Below are 16,425 nucleotides of genomic sequence, written 5' to 3'. Positions count from 1 at the left end.
GAAGCGGGCGCTCAATCGTCCCGGTTGGGATCTCGAGAATTGCCTCCTTCGCATGCCTCTACCCTTGACTCCGCAGCGGAGCGTATCGAGCGCAGCGAGCGCCCGCGGCGTCGGAATACGGCTCTGCTGACTGAGCGGTCACACCGAAGGCACTGGCGAGGAGTGCCGGTGGGTATGCAGACGAGGTCCTGTCAGGCCGCTTCGCGTGCGCATCGAAACCGGCACCGACTCCTACGACCCGCACACACCAGACGCCTCACCGACGCAAACTAAGCATCCGTCGCGTTTTCAGCCTCCGCACCACGAAGCGTGAGGGCGAGGCGAAAAAATCCCCTCGATAGGCGCCAATCCCATCTCCCGTGCAACGAGCTTCGCAATGAGGCTGCCGGCCTGGATTTTAGCCGCGCTCGTCATTCACTGGATTGGTTCGTTCAGTGGATCGTGAGATTCGACGTCGGGCGACGATGAAGATCAGGAGTGGCAATGATACGACCACGATGATCAGCAAGAGCGCGGGCCGAGCGAAGACGATCGCGAGTACGAGAGCAATCACCGCAAGGACGCCAACGATCCAGCCTGCCCAAATTGCATGACTCGTACGATCCACAGTGGCAGCCTAACCGAAGGAGTTTGCGCGTCGAGTGGCGCGGTTGACCTCATTAGCCGATAATGCACATTATGTCCGAATTAAGAGAGGCAAAGGTCAGGTTCTGCACTTTGTTGAAAGCGCACCAATGATGCCGCTCCCCCATCTTTCTCTGACGTGATCAGGCATATTCCAACCTGAGTGCCGCATCGACAACGTCACCCGTTGTGCCCGGTGGGTTTGCAACGACGCCTATCATTTCCAACCTGCCCAGCTATTTCAGTGACGACTCAGAGACCTGCTGGGCAAGATCGGAACCCGGGAACTCGACTTGCTCCTGAGGCGTTCGACGCCCTCCCCAATCCAACCGCGGTCTATCCACGATCGGCTGATGGTCGCCCCTGACGACCACTACCTCGCCACCTTCGAACGATGGCTGGCCGCGCGCCTCGAGCAACTACGAGACCACCCTGAGATCGCGTCACTGATCGAGCGGTACGCGACTCGGCATCACCTCAGTCGCCTGCGCGAGCGTGTCGGACACACCGACCTGGACATCACGCACCGCGGCGCCCGGCAGTGCATCGCCGAAGCCGGCAAGTTTCTCATCTGGCTCGAGGAGGAGCACGTTAACGTCTCCGCCTTCGGCCAAGCGCACATCGACAAGTACCTCGCGAACGCCGTCACCACGGTACCGGCATGCGAGAACCGCTTCGGTCAGAGCGGCGGTCGCCGCATCCGATCCGACACGATCGACCCGGCGAGCACGCCGAGCGAGATCGCGATCATCGTCGCGAGCGTGGCGACCAGCGAGGCGGTGCCACCGGCGTCCCCGCCGAGCACCTCCGCCACGCCGACGAGGCCCAGCGCGCCGGGCACGAGCAGCCAGAACGCGGGGATGAAGCTCACCATCGCGGCCGGGCCGGTGGGCTGCCGGGCGACGAGCGCCGTCACGGGCGTGACGACGAGCGCACCGACGAAGGCCGACAGCACGCCGCCGAGCACAACGCCGCCGATGACCTGCGCGGCGTAGGCGATGTAGAGCACGAACATCATCCAGAGCATGGCGCGGGGCGGGGCGCATTGATGCACGGCGATCCCCACGCCGAAGACGGCGACGGCGACCCAGGGTGCGACCGGGCCGAGCGCCTCGGGATTCTCGGTGAACTCGAGGTCGGGCACGCCGACGAGCGCGCCCGCACTGACGATGCCCGCCGCGATGAGCACGAGCTGCATGCCGCCTGCGGCGAGGCGGCCAGCGCCCGCGATCATCTGGCCAGTCGACAGTTCGAGCGCCGCGGTCGTCAGCAGCACGCCCGGCAGCAGCACGACCAGTGGCCCGATCAGCGCGGCCAGGAGTCCGGGGCCGAATCCGGCGCGCATCAGCACGAACACGACGAGCGCGACGCTGAACGCCACGGTCACGGTGATGAGTGCGCCGTATCGGTTTGGCAGCCGCTCGCCGATGAGAAGGAGCGTGCCGACGACGGCGCCCAGCGCGGCCGCGACGCCGATGCCCAGCCACGACGCTCCGAGCATCGCCGAAAGTCCGGCGCTGAGCAGTACGTACCCGAGCACGCGCAGCACCCGCCCGTACGGCGGCTTCATCTCGCGCACCCAGCGGATGCGGGCGATCGTCGAGGCGGGGTCGAGCAGGCCCGTGCGCGCGGCATCCACGGTTCGCTGCACCTCGTCGATCTGGCAGAGGAGCAGGCGGCCCTCGCCGCTGAGGACGGCACCGGTACGCTCCTCCCCCTCCTCCCCCTCCTCCCCCTCCTGGCCCTCGTCACGAGCCGACACGAGGAGCGCGGTCGGGAACACCACGACCTGGCTCGCCGGGAGGCCGTTCACGCGCGCGATGTCGTCGAGGGCGTTGCGCACCGTCATGACCGAGTACCCGGCGTCGGTCATGGCGGCGCCGACCGCCTCCGTCGCGGCGAGCGCTGCCGCCGGGTCGGGTTCGCCGGCCGATGGTACCGGCACCGCTCCCGTGCCCACCGCGGAGCGAGCGCTCGTGGCCAGGTCGCGTTCAGCGCGGCGGCGCAATGCGAAGAGCACGACGGCCCCCGCGAGCAGCACGGCGAGGGCGACGAACGTCGGCACGGTGGACTCGCCGAATCGCTCGAGCACGGGGGCGATCGGATCCGGTGCGAACTTCGCGATCATCTGCACACTGTAGAGCGGCCGGGTGGGTGCGGCACGATCAGCGGGACTGTCGGGACGGCATCGCCGGAGAACGCGCACGCTCGGCCGTATGGCACGCTGGAGGGCAATTGGACGGCGCGGCCGCAGCTGTCACTCCCCCGGCTTGACCAGAGTTGGGTGCTGAACCGGACAGTTGACCACGTTTCCTCCCTCGCCACATGTCTACCTGCGGTTTGAAGCACGGCTACGTGAGAACGGGTGGCTCTGCCTACGCGGCGACGAAAGAAGAAGGCCAGCCGCTGGAGGGCTGGCCTTCTCTTGTTACTCTGCTACTTCGATGGCTCGCTCTGATGGGTGATCAGGCAGCAGGTAACCCTCTGCATACGCGATGCGGTCCCGCTCAGCCGCCAAGTCGTCTGTCCCTTCAGTAGCAACAAGTTTCGCGAACCACGCCCCGTCAATGTCATGGAGCACCTTGGCTCCCGACTCCCCCGTAGTAACCGGCGCCCACTCCCCTCCGTCGGCGGGCAGCAGCCCATCACCCATCTTCGAAGTGTTCGCCAGCATGCAGTTTGGGAGCTACGCTGCAGTGGAGCACGGAAACTGCCTCTAGCAGCGGGCGGGTACGCGATAGCTCCACAGTCAGTTGGGCGACGTCGCAGTATGCCAGAACACGGATATCCTCGCGGTATGACTCAGCTGCTGGTGCCCACGACCTCGTCGCATTCAGCGCGGGTTGGCTTCTGGACCGTAGCCACTCTCGGGCCGTTGGGAGCCACAGTCGCATGGGTTTGGTACGGCTTCGCTCAGTTCGAAGCGCAGACCGAGCAATGCAAGGCGCTCGCAGCTGGCACGACCGAGGCAGGGTTCGCCGAGCTCTTCGGCGGCATTCCACTGATCCTCCTTCACCTCGTAGGGCTGATCGCGCTCGTGGCACTCGGATGGAGGAGCTACCGGTGGCGCGGTCTCACCTACGCTGCCGCTGCCCTCGTGATCGCCTCAGCGATCGGCATCGGCATTGCACAGCTCCTGTGGGCAGGGGACCTGTTTCAGCTCGGCATCAACAACACCAACTGCTTGCCCTGATCCGCCGGCGGAGCGTTGTGCAAATTCGGTTAGAGACTTCACCATCAGTAGATCTACAACCTGCAAAGAACGCAGGATGTTGTGGCGCGCTCGAGCTCGCCAACTGGGGCTGCGCTAGCCCGTTGAGGGATCGGCAAACAAGTAGACCTGACCACTTGCGATGATCGTCGAGGCACAACCCACACCGCGATCTCATCGCGCAGAGAGAGTGCGAGAATCTCAGAAGACGCGGTCGGCGACCTTCACACGAGTGGCCGATGCTAATGCGGCGTTGACCTGATCTGCTGATGTCGGGCCGGGTTCGGAGGAAAGAAGCTGGTCATCGGGAGTGTTCGAATCCGCGAGGTAGATGCGTGTGAAGCCTCCGGACTCGGGTTCGAACTTCCAGCTGTCGGAGAGCGTGCCGGCGTCGACAGTGTCGAAGCCGAGCCGGTCAATGAGTGCCGCCGCTTCACGCTTTGCTTCGTCGTCGTCGGACGCGATGGGGAGGGCGGAGCGGTCGGCGGCACCGCTGGGCCGTGAAAGGAGGGGGATGTGGTGGGCGAGGATATTGCCGAATGCTTTGACATAGCGGGCTCCCACGAGCCATCCGTGCACCAGCTCGCTTGCAGTCACGGTCTCGGTATCGAGTTGCGTGACCCGGCCGTCGCGGAACGGGTAATAGTTGCTAGTGTCCAGCACAAGTTTGTCGCGGAGCAGTCCGGCAGGTAGGTCCTTGATCGCGAGTAGTGGAATGGAGAGCACAATCGCCTCTCCGCTGCTGGCCGCTTCTTCGACTGTGCCAGCCTTGGCGAGTGGTCCGAGCTCGGTAACGAGGTCACGGAGGGTCTCAGGTCCGCGGGAGTTCGCAAGGACCACGTTCATACCCGACGCAACGGCGAGTCGAGCGACCGCCGATCCAATGTTCCCACTTCCAATGATTCCCAATGTCGTCATGCTCATTCCCTTCGATAATGTTCAACGGTCTGGGTGCCAGCCGAGCGACACTCCTTAGGCTTGAACCCGACCTCAGTCGCGATGATTCCCTTATCCCCTATGACGAGGGCGTCCGCTCGGACGAGGGGATCTCGTCGCGGCTCATCATGGCGTTGATCTCGAGTTCGTAGTCGAGGTACGCCTCGCCGGAGACATCGACTATGACCTTGATGTTGACGGCAACCGCTTCGGGAACCTTCACGTGTCAAGCGTGAGCGAGCTTTGTGGAAATCCGGTAAAGGGACTTCACCATCAGAAGTCACATTGCCGGTTTGCGAAAGCTGCAATCGCCTCCCCCGCGCACGCAAGCGGATCGCCCTAAAGTGGGTGCGATCGGGGCACCGATGAGAAATGGCGCCGGCGGTCGTCTCAGTACCGGTCCGGTGAACTCGGGGCGCGCATCAAAGGAGAGCAACGAGATGAGACCACTTCGATACTCGATCAACGTCACGCTCGACGGCTGCTGCCATCACGAGGCGGGGCTCCCCCCGGACGAGGAGTCGATGCGCTACTGGACGGCTGAGATGGAGCGAGCCGATGCCCTGCTCTTCGGCCGGGTGACCTACGAGATGATGGCGTCGGCGTGGCGGAAGCCGGCCGCGGGCACGTGGCCTGACGGGATGGATGAGTGGCAGATCCCGTTCGCCGAGGCCATCGACCGGGCGAAGAAGCACGTCGTGTCGAGCACGCTGAGCGGGGTCGATTGGCATGCCGAGCTGGTGCGAGGCGACTTGGCGCAAGCGGTTCAGCGGCTCAAGCAGGAGCCAGGCGAGGGCCTGTGGGTCGGTGGCGTGACGCTCCCCCTGGCGTTGGCAGATCTGGGACTGATCGACGAGTACGAGTTCCTTGTGCAGCCGGTGCTTGCCGGACACGGGCCGACGTTGCTCGCCGGTCTGCGTGAGCGCATCCAGCTCGAGCTCGTGGACCGCCATGAGTTCCGGTCGGGGGCGGTCGCCGTGCGATACCGGCCCACGCGAGTTACGGCGTGACGCGATTGCCCGGGCACGTTGGCCGCCCGCAACACGATGCGATCTGCGGGCCGACGCGGCCGGGACGGGTTGCGCCAAGGATGATGCCGATTCTGGTCACGGTTCCGGCCGAACCTCGTTGAGGGCGACAGGAAGGCCGTTGAGGCGCAGCGCCGTCCCGGTGCGCAGATGAGGCAGGTCGGCGCTGCCGTCGCCCGTGCGGGCGAGAAATGCAACCTGCTCGGTCCAAGTCAGCGTGCTTCCTCCGGTTTCGCCATCGGCGAATGCCACCGTCACCAACGATGCCCACCGGGTCACGTCGTCGACTCTCGCTTCATAGACGAACACGATTCGGTGGTCGAGAACGATGTCGAGGTAGCGGGATCGATTTCGCAGATCCTCGGCCTGACCGTCGGGCAGGACAAAGGTGCTCCTCGCATCCTCTCCCCCGCCGACACGGAAGTCGTGATCGTAGCTGGCCCCCGTGCCCGGCAGTCGAATCCACCGCCGGCGGACCCGATCATCCGCAAACGCCGTGAAGGCCGTTGCCCGATCAACGTCGAAGCTTCGCGTGATGCTGAACGTCTCGTGTCTGACATCCGAAGCCAGCTCTTCCGTCACCTGATCGGAAGCGGGTGCAGTATGCGTGTTTGTCATCTCGGCCAACTCTCTCTTTTCTCAAATCGCCCAGTGGTTACTATCGGTAGGAAACAGCCGTTCACCGCATCTGCTTCCCTCGTTTCATACGCACTGTGAAGTCAGCAACGCACCTGGAAGGACGAATTGGATGAAGTCCGCTCTCCGTGACGATCTCGAAACCCAAGGAATTGCACCTGCCTGTGTCGAGACCATCGAAGTGGTGCGCGACGTGCTCGCGCGGGTCGGTGACAAGTGGACGTTGCTGATCGTCACGACGCTGGTCGACGGGCCAATGCGATTCACTGCGCTACATGGGGCCGTCATCGGCATTTCACAACGCATGCTCGGCCACACCCTTCAGGCGCTGGCACGGGACGGACTCGTCACTCGCACCGCATACGCTGAAGTACCGCCCCGCGTCGAGTACGAGCTGACCGAACTCGGGCATTCGCTGAGCCAAGCGGTCGATCAAATGGTTGGCTGGGTACGAACGAACCAGCAAACGATCATGCACAACCGATCCGCCTTCGACTCCTCCAACTAGGCGGTACGGCGCATCGCTGCGGCAACAGAAGCGCGAGTGAGTCGTATCGACAATCTGGTTGCCTATCGGTGCGACTTGTGACAATCTGGTTGCCTCAGTCCTCGAAGCCAGCCGGGAGGCGCGCATGAATCACGACCAAGCAACCATCGGCGGCGTCCGGCACGAAACCGCGGCGTTGAACGGGACGCGACTGCATTACGTCACCGCCGGAGACCATGGCACGCCCGTCCTCCTGGTCCACGGATTTCCAGAAACGTGGTGGGCCTTCCATAAACTCATCCCACTTCTCGCTGCCCGTCACCGCATCTACGCTGTCGACCTCCGCGGTTTCGGGGATTCGGATGTCGCCGAGGAGAACTACTCGGGCGCGGTCGCCGCTGAAGATCTGCACGCGCTGATCGAGCATCTGTCCGTGGGAGCGATGCACGTCGTCGGGCAAGACGTCAGTGGCGGTGTGGTCTACCGACTCGCCGCCACCCATCCTGAAGACCTCATCAGCCTCACCGCGATCGAGTCCGGCCTGGCGGGCTTCGGCGCTGAAGCGCTTGCGGATGTCACTCACGGCGGTGTCTGGTACATCGGCGCGCTGGCATCCCCCGGCGTCGCCGGCCTGCTGTTCGAGAAGCAAGCCCGCGCTTTCGTCGGAGAGTACCTGTACCCGTTCTACGGCGTCTCCCCCGTTGCAGTCGGCCCCGAAGACGTCACGGAGTTCGCCCGCACCTACGGCAGGCCCGGCGGATTCTCGGGCGCTGCGGGCCTCTACCGAGGCATGCTCACGGAGGGTCAAGAGCTGCGCAACCTCGCACAGGATGCACCGCTGCGGGTGCCAGTGACAACCGTCGGCTCGCGGGGCGGTGGGTTCACCCACGCAGCATTCCGCGGCGTCACGGTGCAGGAAGCGACCGCCATCCAGCTGGACGACGTCGGCCACTACGTCGCGCAAGAGGCGCCGCAGCCGCTCGCGGACATCCTCATCGAGGCATTCGCCACCAGCACTCCTTGACCATGCGGTGGCGCGCGGTCAGCGCTCCACGTCTCGGTTCGCCGTCATCCCTCGACCATCGGCAACGTTCTCGGCGACGCGAATATCCAGTGCGATCAGTGCGCTGCGAGCCTGATCGGCATCCATGCCCTCGGCAACCGCCAGCACTGCGGCCCTCCAGGCAGCACCGATCATTCGACCCATCGGTGGCCGGGCCGGTTGACTGAGCGTCGTCAGCAACTCCACCAATGCGTCGTCAGCCGATCCGGCAGGTGGTTCGCCGAGGAGTCGTTCGAAGTCGTGGCCGACCGCGAAGTCGAACCCGACCAGCAGTGCCGCCTTCACTGCCTCGGGGCCTCCCCCGGTGGCGCTCGCTGCGCCCTCCATTCGGTCGAGCAGTCGAAGCTCGACATCGCGGCGCACGAACAGGTATAGGCCGAGCTTGCTCTCGAAGTGGTGGTAGATCGCGCCGGTCGTCACTCCGGCATCTGCGGCGAGCTCCCCGACGGTGACCACATCGAACGGCCGTGCCCCGAATGCGCGGACGGCAGTCAGCGCCAGCCGCCCCTTCGGGGATGTCGAAACAGGAATCCACTCGCGCATGACAACATAATGCCGTTACGCTGTGAGTAATGCCAGTTACGACACGAAAGGAACACCTCATGAAGCTCGAATTCCTCTTCGCCCCCACCGCGAACTTGGAAGGTTCTCTCGCTCTCTACCGAAACGTCTTCGGCTGCGAAGAGGTGTGGCGCGAGGGCGACACGACGGTTGCACTCACCCTCCCCGGCACCGACGTTCAGCTGATGCTCGACTCCAACGATCCGGGTGCGCCGTTCGGGCCGCTGTTCGTAGTCGAAAGCGTGCAGGCCTTCCACAACGCGCGTCCCGATGCGCTGCAGGTCGTCGAGGAGCCAGCCGAGATCCCCGGCGGCTTCAATGCCGTCTACAAGGATGCCGGTGGTCAGACGATCTACATCATGGATCAATCGATCGACGCCGAGTAGCGCCTTCGTTCCCTTCCCCGCGTACCTCGTCCCGATTCTCGGTACGGCAGCGGCCTGAACGGCGCCCATACGGCATACCAACGCTTCGGGCAAGGGGGTGACGTGATGGCTGCAACGTGATTTTATGAAGGAACCTCATTCTGAAATCGGGGTCCACGAAGAAGCTTCATTTCTGAAATCGGGGTCAAAATGATTGGAGATCAACATGGCTGACAACGACGGAATCTTCCTCTACATCGGCACGTACCCGAGCGAACTTGCCGCTCGGGCCGATTACGACATCGTCAAGGAGTTGCACCATTCAGGCACCGTCGGCACCTACGATGCGGCAGTGATTACGAAGGACGCCGAAGGAAAGGTGCACGTCAACAAGGACGAGATGGCAACTCGGCACGGCGGTTGGGGTGGCGCAGTCGCCGGCGCGGTGGTTGGTCTCCTCTTCCCGCCGGCCATCATTGGCACTGCGATTGTCGGTGGCGCGATCGGCGCAGCGAGCGGCCACCTCTGGCGCGGTGTGTCCCGCGCCGAGGTCAAGGAACTCGGCGATCTCATCGACTCAGGCCAGGCAGCGCTGGTCGTTGCCGGCGCCAGCAACGTCGAAGATGCACTCAACAAGGTAGAGCTGAAGGCCGAGAAGCACGTTGCCAAGCAGCTGACCAAGGTGAAGAAGTCCGAGCTCGACGCAGCAGTCAAGGCCGCTGCAAGCGAAGTGGGCGCAGGAAGCTAACTCCCACTCCGCGAGACGACGGGCCCGGCTCAGAGGAATCTGAGCCGGGCCTCTTCCTGTTCAGAGTGTTCTCGTCGTGGATCAATCGATCGACGCCGAGTAGCGCATGGATGCACCCAGGTGAGTCCCGGCCGCCGTCGCTAGCGTCGACCGGGACTCGTGAGGATGACGAGTCGCTGGGTGGCTCTGGTCATAGCGACATATCGGTCGACCGCTCCTTCGATGCCCGTGCCGAAATCCTCCGGGTCGATGAGAATGACCAGGTCGAATTCGAGTCCCTTCGAAAGTTCAGGGGTCAGTGACCGGACTCGGGACGTCGCCCCGAACGCGTCGACATCGACCTCGCCCGTACCGATGACGCACGCGATCCCGTCGGCATGCGTGGCAAGCCAGTTGCTGAGGATCGCGCTCAGGTTCGACGTGGATTCGTGTTCGACTGCGACGCCGCTGCTGCGAATCGAGGTCGGCACATTGGCGTCTGGCAAGACGGCTCGGATGATGGGCTCGGCTTCCTCCATCACCTCGGACGGCGTGCGGTAGTTGATGGTCAGGGCCGACTGGGTGATCCGGTGGAGTCCGATCCCTTCGAGCCGCTCCTGCCAGGACTCCGTGAATCCGTGTCGTGCCTGGGCGCGGTCGCCGACGATGGTGAAGCTGCGCGACGGGCAGCGGAGCAGCAGCATCTGCCACTCGGCATCCGTCAATTCCTGAGCCTCATCGACGACGATGTGCGCGAACGGACCGGCGAGCACGTCCGGATCGGTCGCCGGCAGCACGGCCTCGTCGACCAGCGCGTTCTGCGCGTCCTGTCCACGTAGCATCGACATCAACTGCATCTCGGAGTCGTCGGTCGCGATCAGGTGATCGACGACCCGGGCCATCTCATCACGCTCGGCGGCGAGGATGGCAGCATCACGACGCTTGCGCTGCGACGCCTTCGGGTCGCCGATCCGCTGCCGCGCCGCGTCCAGCAGCGGCAGATCGGCCACCGTCCAAGCGCGGGCATCTGCGCGCTGCAGTGCCTGGATCTCGTCGTCGTCGAGCCATGGGGCGCACTTCCTCAGGTACGCAGGGACAGACCACAGGTCACCGACGACGCCGGCCGCATCGAGCAGCGGCCACGCTCGGTTGAAAGTCGAGCGCAGCTCGCTGTTCTGCTCGAGTGACCGACGGAGCAGGTCAGCCGAAACGTCCTCGTCGTTGTCCATCAGGATCGTGAGCAGCTCGTCCCACACCTGATCGCGCGCCTCGTTGTGTGGAGTGCCTGGTTCCGGCGCCTCGAATGCCTCGGCCCAATCGCCGGCGTCCAGCCAGATGTCCGACCAGTGGGTTTCGATCACCATTCCCGTGGTGGGCGGCCGCTCGTAGTGCCTGACGGCGGCCTCGACCGCCTTCACCAGGTCGGCTGACGACTTCAGGCGGGCGACATGCTGGTCGATCTCGATCGTCGACTCAGGCCCCTCGACAACGAGATCCCGCAAGGTGCAGATCTGTACGCCCTCCTCTCCGAGGCTGGGAAGGACGTCGGCGACGTATGCCAGGTACGCCTGATGGGGACCGACGAACAAAACGCCACCTCGACGGTGCCCGAGCCGAGGGTCTGAGAAGAGAAGGTAGGCGGTGCGATGCAGGGCGACGACGGTCTTCCCCGTGCCCGGGCCACCGTCGACGACGAGTGCCCCACGGGATCCCGCGCGGATGAGGGCGTCCTGATCGGCTTGAATGGTGGCGAGCACGTCCCGCATCCGAGCGGACCGGCTGCTGCCGAGGCTGGCGATGAAGGCGGACTGATCGTCGAGCGCAGCGTTCCCTTCGAATCCGTCAGAGGTGAACACCTCATCCCAATAGTCACTGACCCGGCCGCGAGCCCAGCGATACCTGCGGCGACTCACCAAACCCATCGGGTTGGCGTGCGTCGCTCCGAAGAACGGCTCGGCGGCAGGGGAACGCCAGTCGATCAGCAGTTGGCGGCCTGCGCTGTCCGAGAGACCGAGTCGTCCGACGTACACGGGTGCGGGGTTGTCCGCGCTCACCATGCGCCCGAGGCATACGTCCAGACCGAAACGGCGCAGTGTGCGCAGACGAGCGGTCAGGCGGTGTATCTCCAGGTCCCGATCCAACGCCTCCTGCCCCGCCCGACCGGGTTGCCTGCGCACGGCGTCGAGACGGTCGGAGATGTCGGCGATCGAGTGCTCGAGGCTCTCCGCGATCGTCGCGAAGTGTTGCTCGTCGTCGACGATCAACGGTGGGACGGCCTTGGCCGTGAGGCGGTCGGGAAGGTTGAACGCGCTTGTCGTCAGGCTCATGTCATCGGTTCCCTTCACCGGTGTGCGCGTCGAGCAGATCGAGACACCGCGCGTGCCGCCCGTGCCCTCGCCCCACGGTGCACACCGCCGCAGCCCAGCGAGTCCCACTCGCGGTTCGACGGCCCCCGGACAAACCACTCTTCGACAACCGCACACGCATCCCTTGACTCCCCTATCCCGCAGACTCCGGCCTCGGCCGACCAGTCTGCGGGATACCCGGGGTCTTGCCGCAAGCCCCCCTCTCCGCTATAGATTTAAAGTGGCGGGGTGAGTAGTCCCACGCCCTCTTCTGAGACCTGTGGCCAGCCGTGCGACGATCGCTCGCTAGTCGTCCAGGCTCCCCATGGTCAGGTTGACGGTTGTCCCCGTCATCCCGCTCGCGAGATCGGAAGCCATGAAGGCCGCTACGTTCGCCATCTCCGTGAGCGTCATGAGCCGCCGCGGGTGGGTCCTGCTCGCGAGCAGCCCCTGCCACTGCGTCCAGCTCAATCCCGATGCCTCGGCGCGCGGCTCATAGGCTTCCCTGATCGTGGGTGTCTCAGGCATCGCCTGTGGTCGCAGGCCGATCACGCGAATGCCGTGCGGCGCGAGTTCTGCCGAGAGGTCCCGTGTGAGTGCCTCCTTAGCCGCCATCGCCGGGCCGTACCCGCCGACCAAGGGGATACCCATTCGGGAGTGAGTCGCGGTGACCGTCATGATCACGCCTGATTTGTTCGTGACCATCCGCCGAGCTGCCAGGCGTGCGGTCAGGAAGTACGACAACGAGTAGCTCGTGATCGGCAAAGAGAACTGCGCGGCATCCAGCTCGGCGAGCGGGACGCCCAGAATCTTCGCATTCGAAATTCCGACGGCGTTGAACGAGATGTCAACGCGGCCTGCCGCCGCGATCACCGACTCGAGGTGCCCGTCCACGGCCTGCTCATCGAGAGCGTCGACTTCCATCGCCTCGGCGGAGCCACCTGCGGAGACGATTTCGGCGGCGACGGTCTCGACTGGCCCGCGGTGGCGGCCGGCGAGGAAGAGCGTCGCCCCTTCACGCGCGAATGCACGCGCGACAGCGCTCCCGATGCCGCCGCCCGCTCCGTAGATCACGGCGACCTTGTTCTCCAGCATCATCGCTCCCCCGCTCTGCATCGGCAGCTTGCACCGAGCAAGCTATCTGCTTGCGTGATGCAAGTCAAGGGCCTACGTTGACTACATGCTTGGACATCTCTACGAGAATCAGGATTGTTCCGCCGCTCGAGCGCTTGAGCTCGTCGGCGAACGCTGGAGCCTCCTGATCCTGCGAGATGCGATGTTCCGCGGTTTCACGCGCTTCTCTCAATTCCAGAAGAGCCTCGGCATCGCGACGAACATCCTGTCGAAGCGCCTCGACACGTTCGTGGCCGACGGCCTCATGGAGCGTCTGCAGCCGAAGACGTCTGCCCAGGCGGAGTATCAGCTGACCCGCAAGGGGCTCGAGCTGAAGTCGGTCATCATCGCGTTGACCGTGTGGGGCGACACGTGGCTCCAACCCGGCCCGGTCGAGTTCCGAGACGAATCCGACGGACAGATCGTGGAGCTTCAACTGCGACGCGCCGTCGATGACGTTCAGATCGGCGTTGTCGACGTCGTCGCCCGGCGGCGGTAGCCGATGCGCGGCAGATCGACCATGGCGGCACTCGACTCCCACAGATCGACAGCGTTCTCCAAGTCGTACGAAAGCCTCGACGAACGCGTGGGCGTACTCGCTCCGACGGAGCGGAAATCACTCGTCGCAATGCTGCAACGCATCGCCGACGGTGCCGGGCTCGCACCGGGGGTGCACCCGGGGTACGACGCGATCGACCCAGCAGGTACCTAGCCGACTCGGGTGCTCAGAGCGACGTATTGCGCTCGGCGAACTTCTCGAGTCGCTTTCCGGATGCCGGCATGCCGAGTTCGTTGTAGGGGCCCTCGACCTCGGGTTCGGGCAGGCGCTGGTCGGTCGGGCAGACCAGCACCGTGTTCGCGGTCGAGTGGTCGATGACGTGCTCGAACATCGGATGCCCGCAGATCGGACATGCCCGCTCGCCGGCGGGTATTTGAGGATCCGACCCCTCTTCCACCACCGGCGGTGGGCCGAACGCTGGCAGCAACGCCCGGTCGATACGGTCGAAGAAGTGAGTGAATGCGTTGCCGTCGGGGCGGCTCGCGTCGTCACGTGCCATGGCCAGATGGTACGCCTGCTCGTCGACCACCGCCACCGTCGAAAGCGCGCCGTCGAAAACGCGCCGTCGAGCGCGCATAGGCTGAATGCATGACGGATGCCGCAACTACACGCCCGGTCACGATCATCACCGGTGCGAGCCGCGGCATCGGTGCCGCGATCGCCGAGCGCCTCGCCGCCGACGGTCACGATCTGGTGCTCACGTACCGTGAGCGCCGAGACGCGGCCGACGCGATCGCTCGCCGATGCGCGGCTTCCGGTGCTCGCGTGCTCCTGTTGCGGGTCGATCTTGCCGACCTCGATGCCGCGGCGACCGTGGTGCCTGCGGCGATCACCGAGTTCGGTCGAGTGACGGGGCTCGTCAACAACGCGGGGATCACCGGGCTCATCGGCGGGTTCCTCGATGCGACGATCGAAGAGAGCGAGCTGCTCTTCCGGGTCAATTTGCTCGCGCCGATCGTGCTCACGAGAGCGGCGATCGCCCACATGGCGACCGACCGCGGCGGGGCGGGCGGATGCGTCGTGAACATCTCCTCGGGCGCTGCGACGTCTGGTGCACCGAACACCTACATCCCGTACTCCATGAGCAAAGCCGCGTTGAACGCGCTGACGACGGGCGCATCGAAGGAGTTCGGACCGGTGGGAGTGCGGGTCAACACGGTCTCCCCCGGTACCACACGCACCGAGATCCATGCTGCAGCCGGGAGGCCCAATGCGCCCGACGAGCGGGCCGGCAACATCCCCATGCGCCGCCCGGGAGAGCCGCATGAAATCGCTGGCGCCGTCGCCTACCTGTTCTCCGCCGATGCGGCGTACACCTCGGGTGCCGACATCAGGGTCGCCGGCGGCAATTGAGCCGCACGACGGGCCGCATCACGCTTCGCCGAAGCCCGATTCGGCGAGCTCGGCGATCGCATCGACGGCTGCTCGTGCGTCGGGGTCTTCACTCGCGATCTCGACCTGGGCACCTTTCGTGAGCCCGAGCGACATGATGCCGAGCAGACTCTTCGCGTCGGTGCCGTTGACGGTGACCTTCTGTGCGAACGTGCTCGCGAGCTTCACGAGTTCCGCCGCGGGCCGGGCGTGCAGTCCGTCGGAGTTCACGAGACTGATGGTTCGGGCATAGCCGGATGCCGCGTGCTGGCCGCCGCCCGCAGCACCCGCTCGTTCGGCCGAGCGCGCGCCGCCGGCCGACTCGCCGGCGACCCCACCCGCGGTCGCCCGCGCGGACTCGGCAGCCGCGACGACGACGTCGATCGCGTCCCCCGACTCCGCTGCAACCGCCGCGGCCACCCCGCCCTCGACGAGCGGCGCGTCGGCGATGCGCACGCGCGCCCGCTGTTCGTCGTCGAGAAAATCGAGGGCGGTTTCGGCCGTGAGGATCGCTGAGCCGAGGTCGCACAACACCACGACTCCGATGCCCGCATCGGCCTCCGCGATGCCCGCAGTCACTCGATCGAAGCTCGTGCCGATGCGACCGTCTTCGGTGCCGCCCGCCGCGACGAGTGTGGCCGTCGGCGCCATCTGCCGGGCGAGTTCGACGAGCCCATCGGCGATGGCGGACGAATGCGAGACGAAGACGACGCCGACTTTGCCGGTGGTGCCCACCTCACGCCCCCGCTGAGGCCGCAGCCGCATCCGCGGCGGCTCGGAGCAGCAGTGCGCTCGATTCGGCGCCCGGGTCGCGGTGGCCGGCAGAGCGTTCGCCGAGATAGCTCGCCCTGCCTTTTCGGGCGATGAGCGGCTCGGTCGCCGCCGCACCGGCCTCGGCCGCGTCGGCCGCGGCGGCGAACACACCGGCGGCGTCCGTACCGGCGGCCGCGGCGGCCGCCGCTGCATCGACGGCCGGCGTCCATGCGTCGACCATCGTCTTGTCGCCGGACTCGGCCTTGCCGCGTGACACCACCCCGTCGCGCGCCGCTGCGAGGATCGCGGCGATGGCCGGGCCATCCAGTGAGACCGCACCGCCCGCGGCTGCCGCCGCCTTCAGGTAGGCGGTGCCGTAGAGCGGACCGGCGGCGCCGCCGACCGTCGAGATCAGGGTCGTCGCCACGAGCTTCAGCACGTCACCGGGTGTGGATCCGGCAGCCAGGTCGTCGAGTTTCGGCAGCACCGCCTGGAATCCGCGATCCATGTTCTCGCCATGATCGCCGTCACCGATCTCACGATCGAGCGTGATCAGCTCGACTCGATGCTCCGAGATGACCTGCGCGCTTCGTCTGACCCAGTCCACAGCCCAGGTGATGTCCAATCCCACCGAAATTCCCCCTTC

The 16,425-nt window shown here is 65.4% G+C and carries 20 protein-coding genes; 9 read left to right on the top strand and 11 right to left on the bottom strand.

Annotation, left to right across the window (positions count from 1 at the left end):
• Nucleotides 1-1,067: 1,067 nt before the first annotated feature.
• Both AC1C2R_RS16440 and AC1C2R_RS16435 read right to left on the bottom strand, forming a co-directional pair.
• Nucleotides 1,068-1,214, bottom strand: coding sequence for a hypothetical protein (locus AC1C2R_RS16440; RefSeq protein ID WP_495380652.1), 147 nt, complete (start codon nt 1,212-1,214; stop codon nt 1,068-1,070).
• Between the two features lie 89 nt (nt 1,215-1,303).
• On the bottom strand, nt 1,304-2,752 hold the full coding sequence (locus AC1C2R_RS16435) for a threonine/serine exporter family protein (protein ID WP_495380651.1): 1,449 nt from the start codon (nt 2,750-2,752) through the stop codon (nt 1,304-1,306).
• A gap of 669 nt (nt 2,753-3,421) precedes the next feature.
• Between AC1C2R_RS16435 and AC1C2R_RS16430 the strand changes: the two genes are divergently transcribed.
• Complete coding sequence (locus AC1C2R_RS16430; RefSeq protein WP_495360021.1) at nt 3,422-3,817, top strand: hypothetical protein; 396 nt, start codon at nt 3,422-3,424, stop codon at nt 3,815-3,817.
• A gap of 219 nt (nt 3,818-4,036) precedes the next feature.
• Here AC1C2R_RS16430 and AC1C2R_RS16425 read toward each other — a convergent pair whose 3' ends face one another.
• Together AC1C2R_RS16425 and AC1C2R_RS16420 are read right to left on the bottom strand one after the other, a co-directional pair.
• A complete protein-coding gene (locus AC1C2R_RS16425) occupies nt 4,037-4,753 on the bottom strand; it encodes an NADPH-dependent F420 reductase (protein WP_495380650.1) in 717 nt (238 codons plus the stop codon).
• Between the two features lie 97 nt (nt 4,754-4,850).
• On the bottom strand, nt 4,851-4,994 hold the full coding sequence (locus AC1C2R_RS16420) for a hypothetical protein (protein WP_495380649.1): 144 nt from the start codon (nt 4,992-4,994) through the stop codon (nt 4,851-4,853).
• Between the two features lie 217 nt (nt 4,995-5,211).
• On the opposite strand from AC1C2R_RS16420, the gene AC1C2R_RS16415 reads away from it, so the two are divergent.
• Nucleotides 5,212-5,781, top strand: a complete 570-nt coding sequence (locus AC1C2R_RS16415) for a dihydrofolate reductase family protein (RefSeq protein ID WP_495380648.1) — start codon at nt 5,212-5,214, stop codon at nt 5,779-5,781.
• A gap of 96 nt (nt 5,782-5,877) precedes the next feature.
• On the opposite strand, the gene AC1C2R_RS16410 is transcribed toward AC1C2R_RS16415, so the two are convergent.
• Entirely contained in the window at nt 5,878-6,417 is a 540-nt protein-coding gene (locus AC1C2R_RS16410) for an SRPBCC domain-containing protein (RefSeq protein ID WP_495380647.1), read from the bottom strand.
• A gap of 130 nt (nt 6,418-6,547) precedes the next feature.
• Between AC1C2R_RS16410 and AC1C2R_RS16405 the strand changes: the two genes are divergently transcribed.
• Together AC1C2R_RS16405 and AC1C2R_RS16400 are read left to right on the top strand one after the other, a co-directional pair.
• Nucleotides 6,548-6,943, top strand: coding sequence for a winged helix-turn-helix transcriptional regulator (locus AC1C2R_RS16405; RefSeq protein WP_495380646.1), 396 nt, complete (start codon nt 6,548-6,550; stop codon nt 6,941-6,943).
• 124 nt (nt 6,944-7,067) lie between these two features.
• A complete protein-coding gene (locus AC1C2R_RS16400) occupies nt 7,068-7,946 on the top strand; it encodes an alpha/beta fold hydrolase (protein ID WP_495354034.1) in 879 nt (292 codons plus the stop codon).
• Nucleotides 7,947-7,964: 18 nt separating this feature from the next.
• On the opposite strand, the gene AC1C2R_RS16395 is transcribed toward AC1C2R_RS16400, so the two are convergent.
• Nucleotides 7,965-8,528 (bottom strand): TetR/AcrR family transcriptional regulator, encoded by a 564-nt coding sequence (locus AC1C2R_RS16395; protein WP_495354035.1) that lies wholly within the window; start codon nt 8,526-8,528, stop codon nt 7,965-7,967.
• A 59-nt stretch (nt 8,529-8,587) separates the two neighbouring features.
• On the opposite strand from AC1C2R_RS16395, the gene AC1C2R_RS16390 reads away from it, so the two are divergent.
• Together AC1C2R_RS16390 and AC1C2R_RS16385 are read left to right on the top strand one after the other, a co-directional pair.
• Entirely contained in the window at nt 8,588-8,932 is a 345-nt protein-coding gene (locus AC1C2R_RS16390) for a VOC family protein (protein ID WP_495354036.1), read from the top strand.
• Between the two features lie 205 nt (nt 8,933-9,137).
• Nucleotides 9,138-9,659, top strand: a complete 522-nt coding sequence (locus AC1C2R_RS16385; RefSeq protein ID WP_495354037.1) for a DUF1269 domain-containing protein — start codon at nt 9,138-9,140, stop codon at nt 9,657-9,659.
• 140 nt (nt 9,660-9,799) lie between these two features.
• Here the strand turns inward: AC1C2R_RS16385 and helR are convergent, their stop codons facing one another.
• Nucleotides 9,800-11,965, bottom strand: coding sequence for an RNA polymerase recycling motor ATPase HelR (helR, locus tag AC1C2R_RS16380; protein ID WP_495380645.1), 2,166 nt, complete (start codon nt 11,963-11,965; stop codon nt 9,800-9,802).
• A 324-nt stretch (nt 11,966-12,289) separates the two neighbouring features.
• Nucleotides 12,290-13,078, bottom strand: coding sequence for an SDR family NAD(P)-dependent oxidoreductase (locus AC1C2R_RS16375; protein WP_495380644.1), 789 nt, complete (start codon nt 13,076-13,078; stop codon nt 12,290-12,292).
• Between the two features lie 85 nt (nt 13,079-13,163).
• Between AC1C2R_RS16375 and AC1C2R_RS16370 the strand changes: the two genes are divergently transcribed.
• The gene (locus tag AC1C2R_RS16370) at nt 13,164-13,595 is read left to right on the top strand and encodes a winged helix-turn-helix transcriptional regulator (protein ID WP_495354040.1); all 432 of its coding nucleotides are present in this window, start codon (nt 13,164-13,166) and stop codon (nt 13,593-13,595) included.
• 3 nt (nt 13,596-13,598) lie between these two features.
• Nucleotides 13,599-13,808: a hypothetical protein gene (locus AC1C2R_RS16365; protein ID WP_495354041.1), complete on the top strand. Its 210-nt coding sequence runs from the start codon at nt 13,599-13,601 to the stop codon at nt 13,806-13,808.
• Nucleotides 13,809-13,821: 13 nt separating this feature from the next.
• Here the strand turns inward: AC1C2R_RS16365 and AC1C2R_RS16360 are convergent, their stop codons facing one another.
• Nucleotides 13,822-14,154, bottom strand: coding sequence for a hypothetical protein (locus AC1C2R_RS16360; RefSeq protein ID WP_495354042.1), 333 nt, complete (start codon nt 14,152-14,154; stop codon nt 13,822-13,824).
• Nucleotides 14,155-14,243: 89 nt separating this feature from the next.
• Between AC1C2R_RS16360 and AC1C2R_RS16355 the strand changes: the two genes are divergently transcribed.
• A complete protein-coding gene (locus AC1C2R_RS16355; RefSeq protein WP_495354043.1) occupies nt 14,244-15,008 on the top strand; it encodes an SDR family NAD(P)-dependent oxidoreductase in 765 nt (254 codons plus the stop codon).
• Between the two features lie 18 nt (nt 15,009-15,026).
• On the opposite strand, the gene dhaM is transcribed toward AC1C2R_RS16355, so the two are convergent.
• Complete coding sequence (dhaM, locus tag AC1C2R_RS16350; protein WP_495380643.1) at nt 15,027-15,761, bottom strand: dihydroxyacetone kinase phosphoryl donor subunit DhaM; 735 nt, start codon at nt 15,759-15,761, stop codon at nt 15,027-15,029.
• A 1-nt stretch (nt 15,762) separates the two neighbouring features.
• Nucleotides 15,763-16,410 carry a dihydroxyacetone kinase subunit DhaL gene (gene dhaL, locus AC1C2R_RS16345; protein ID WP_495354045.1) on the bottom strand — a complete coding sequence of 216 codons (648 nt, stop codon included), beginning with the start codon at nt 16,408-16,410 and terminating at the stop codon, nt 15,763-15,765.
• Nucleotides 16,411-16,425 lie beyond the last annotated feature (15 nt).

It is taken from the genome of Agromyces sp. Y182, from assembly GCF_059445385.1.
The sequence above is the reverse complement of the archived record's forward strand: the minus strand, read 5'-3'. Positions and strand labels throughout refer to the sequence as shown.

Bases quoted from the DNA above. Each gene is read 5' to 3' on its own strand.
- AC1C2R_RS16435 (WP_495380651.1), bottom strand. From the start codon at position 2,752: ATGATCGCGAAGTTCGCACCGGATCCGATCGCCCCCGTGCTCGAGCGA.
- AC1C2R_RS16430 (WP_495360021.1), top strand. From the start codon at position 3,422: ATGACTCAGCTGCTGGTGCCCACGACCTCGTCGCATTCAGCGCGGGTT.
- AC1C2R_RS16425 (WP_495380650.1), bottom strand. From the start codon at position 4,753: ATGACGACATTGGGAATCATTGGAAGTGGGAACATTGGATCGGCGGTC.
- AC1C2R_RS16415 (WP_495380648.1), top strand. From the start codon at position 5,212: ATGAGACCACTTCGATACTCGATCAACGTCACGCTCGACGGCTGCTGC.
- AC1C2R_RS16410 (WP_495380647.1), bottom strand. From the start codon at position 6,417: ATGACAAACACGCATACTGCACCCGCTTCCGATCAGGTGACGGAAGAG.
- AC1C2R_RS16405 (WP_495380646.1), top strand. From the start codon at position 6,548: ATGAAGTCCGCTCTCCGTGACGATCTCGAAACCCAAGGAATTGCACCT.
- AC1C2R_RS16400 (WP_495354034.1), top strand. From the start codon at position 7,068: ATGAATCACGACCAAGCAACCATCGGCGGCGTCCGGCACGAAACCGCG.
- AC1C2R_RS16395 (WP_495354035.1), bottom strand. From the start codon at position 8,528: ATGCGCGAGTGGATTCCTGTTTCGACATCCCCGAAGGGGCGGCTGGCG.
- AC1C2R_RS16390 (WP_495354036.1), top strand. From the start codon at position 8,588: ATGAAGCTCGAATTCCTCTTCGCCCCCACCGCGAACTTGGAAGGTTCT.
- AC1C2R_RS16385 (WP_495354037.1), top strand. From the start codon at position 9,138: ATGGCTGACAACGACGGAATCTTCCTCTACATCGGCACGTACCCGAGC.
- helR (WP_495380645.1), bottom strand. From the start codon at position 11,965: ATGAGCCTGACGACAAGCGCGTTCAACCTTCCCGACCGCCTCACGGCC.
- AC1C2R_RS16375 (WP_495380644.1), bottom strand. From the start codon at position 13,078: ATGCTGGAGAACAAGGTCGCCGTGATCTACGGAGCGGGCGGCGGCATC.
- AC1C2R_RS16370 (WP_495354040.1), top strand. From the start codon at position 13,164: ATGCTTGGACATCTCTACGAGAATCAGGATTGTTCCGCCGCTCGAGCG.
- AC1C2R_RS16365 (WP_495354041.1), top strand. From the start codon at position 13,599: ATGCGCGGCAGATCGACCATGGCGGCACTCGACTCCCACAGATCGACA.
- AC1C2R_RS16360 (WP_495354042.1), bottom strand. From the start codon at position 14,154: ATGGCACGTGACGACGCGAGCCGCCCCGACGGCAACGCATTCACTCAC.
- AC1C2R_RS16355 (WP_495354043.1), top strand. From the start codon at position 14,244: ATGACGGATGCCGCAACTACACGCCCGGTCACGATCATCACCGGTGCG.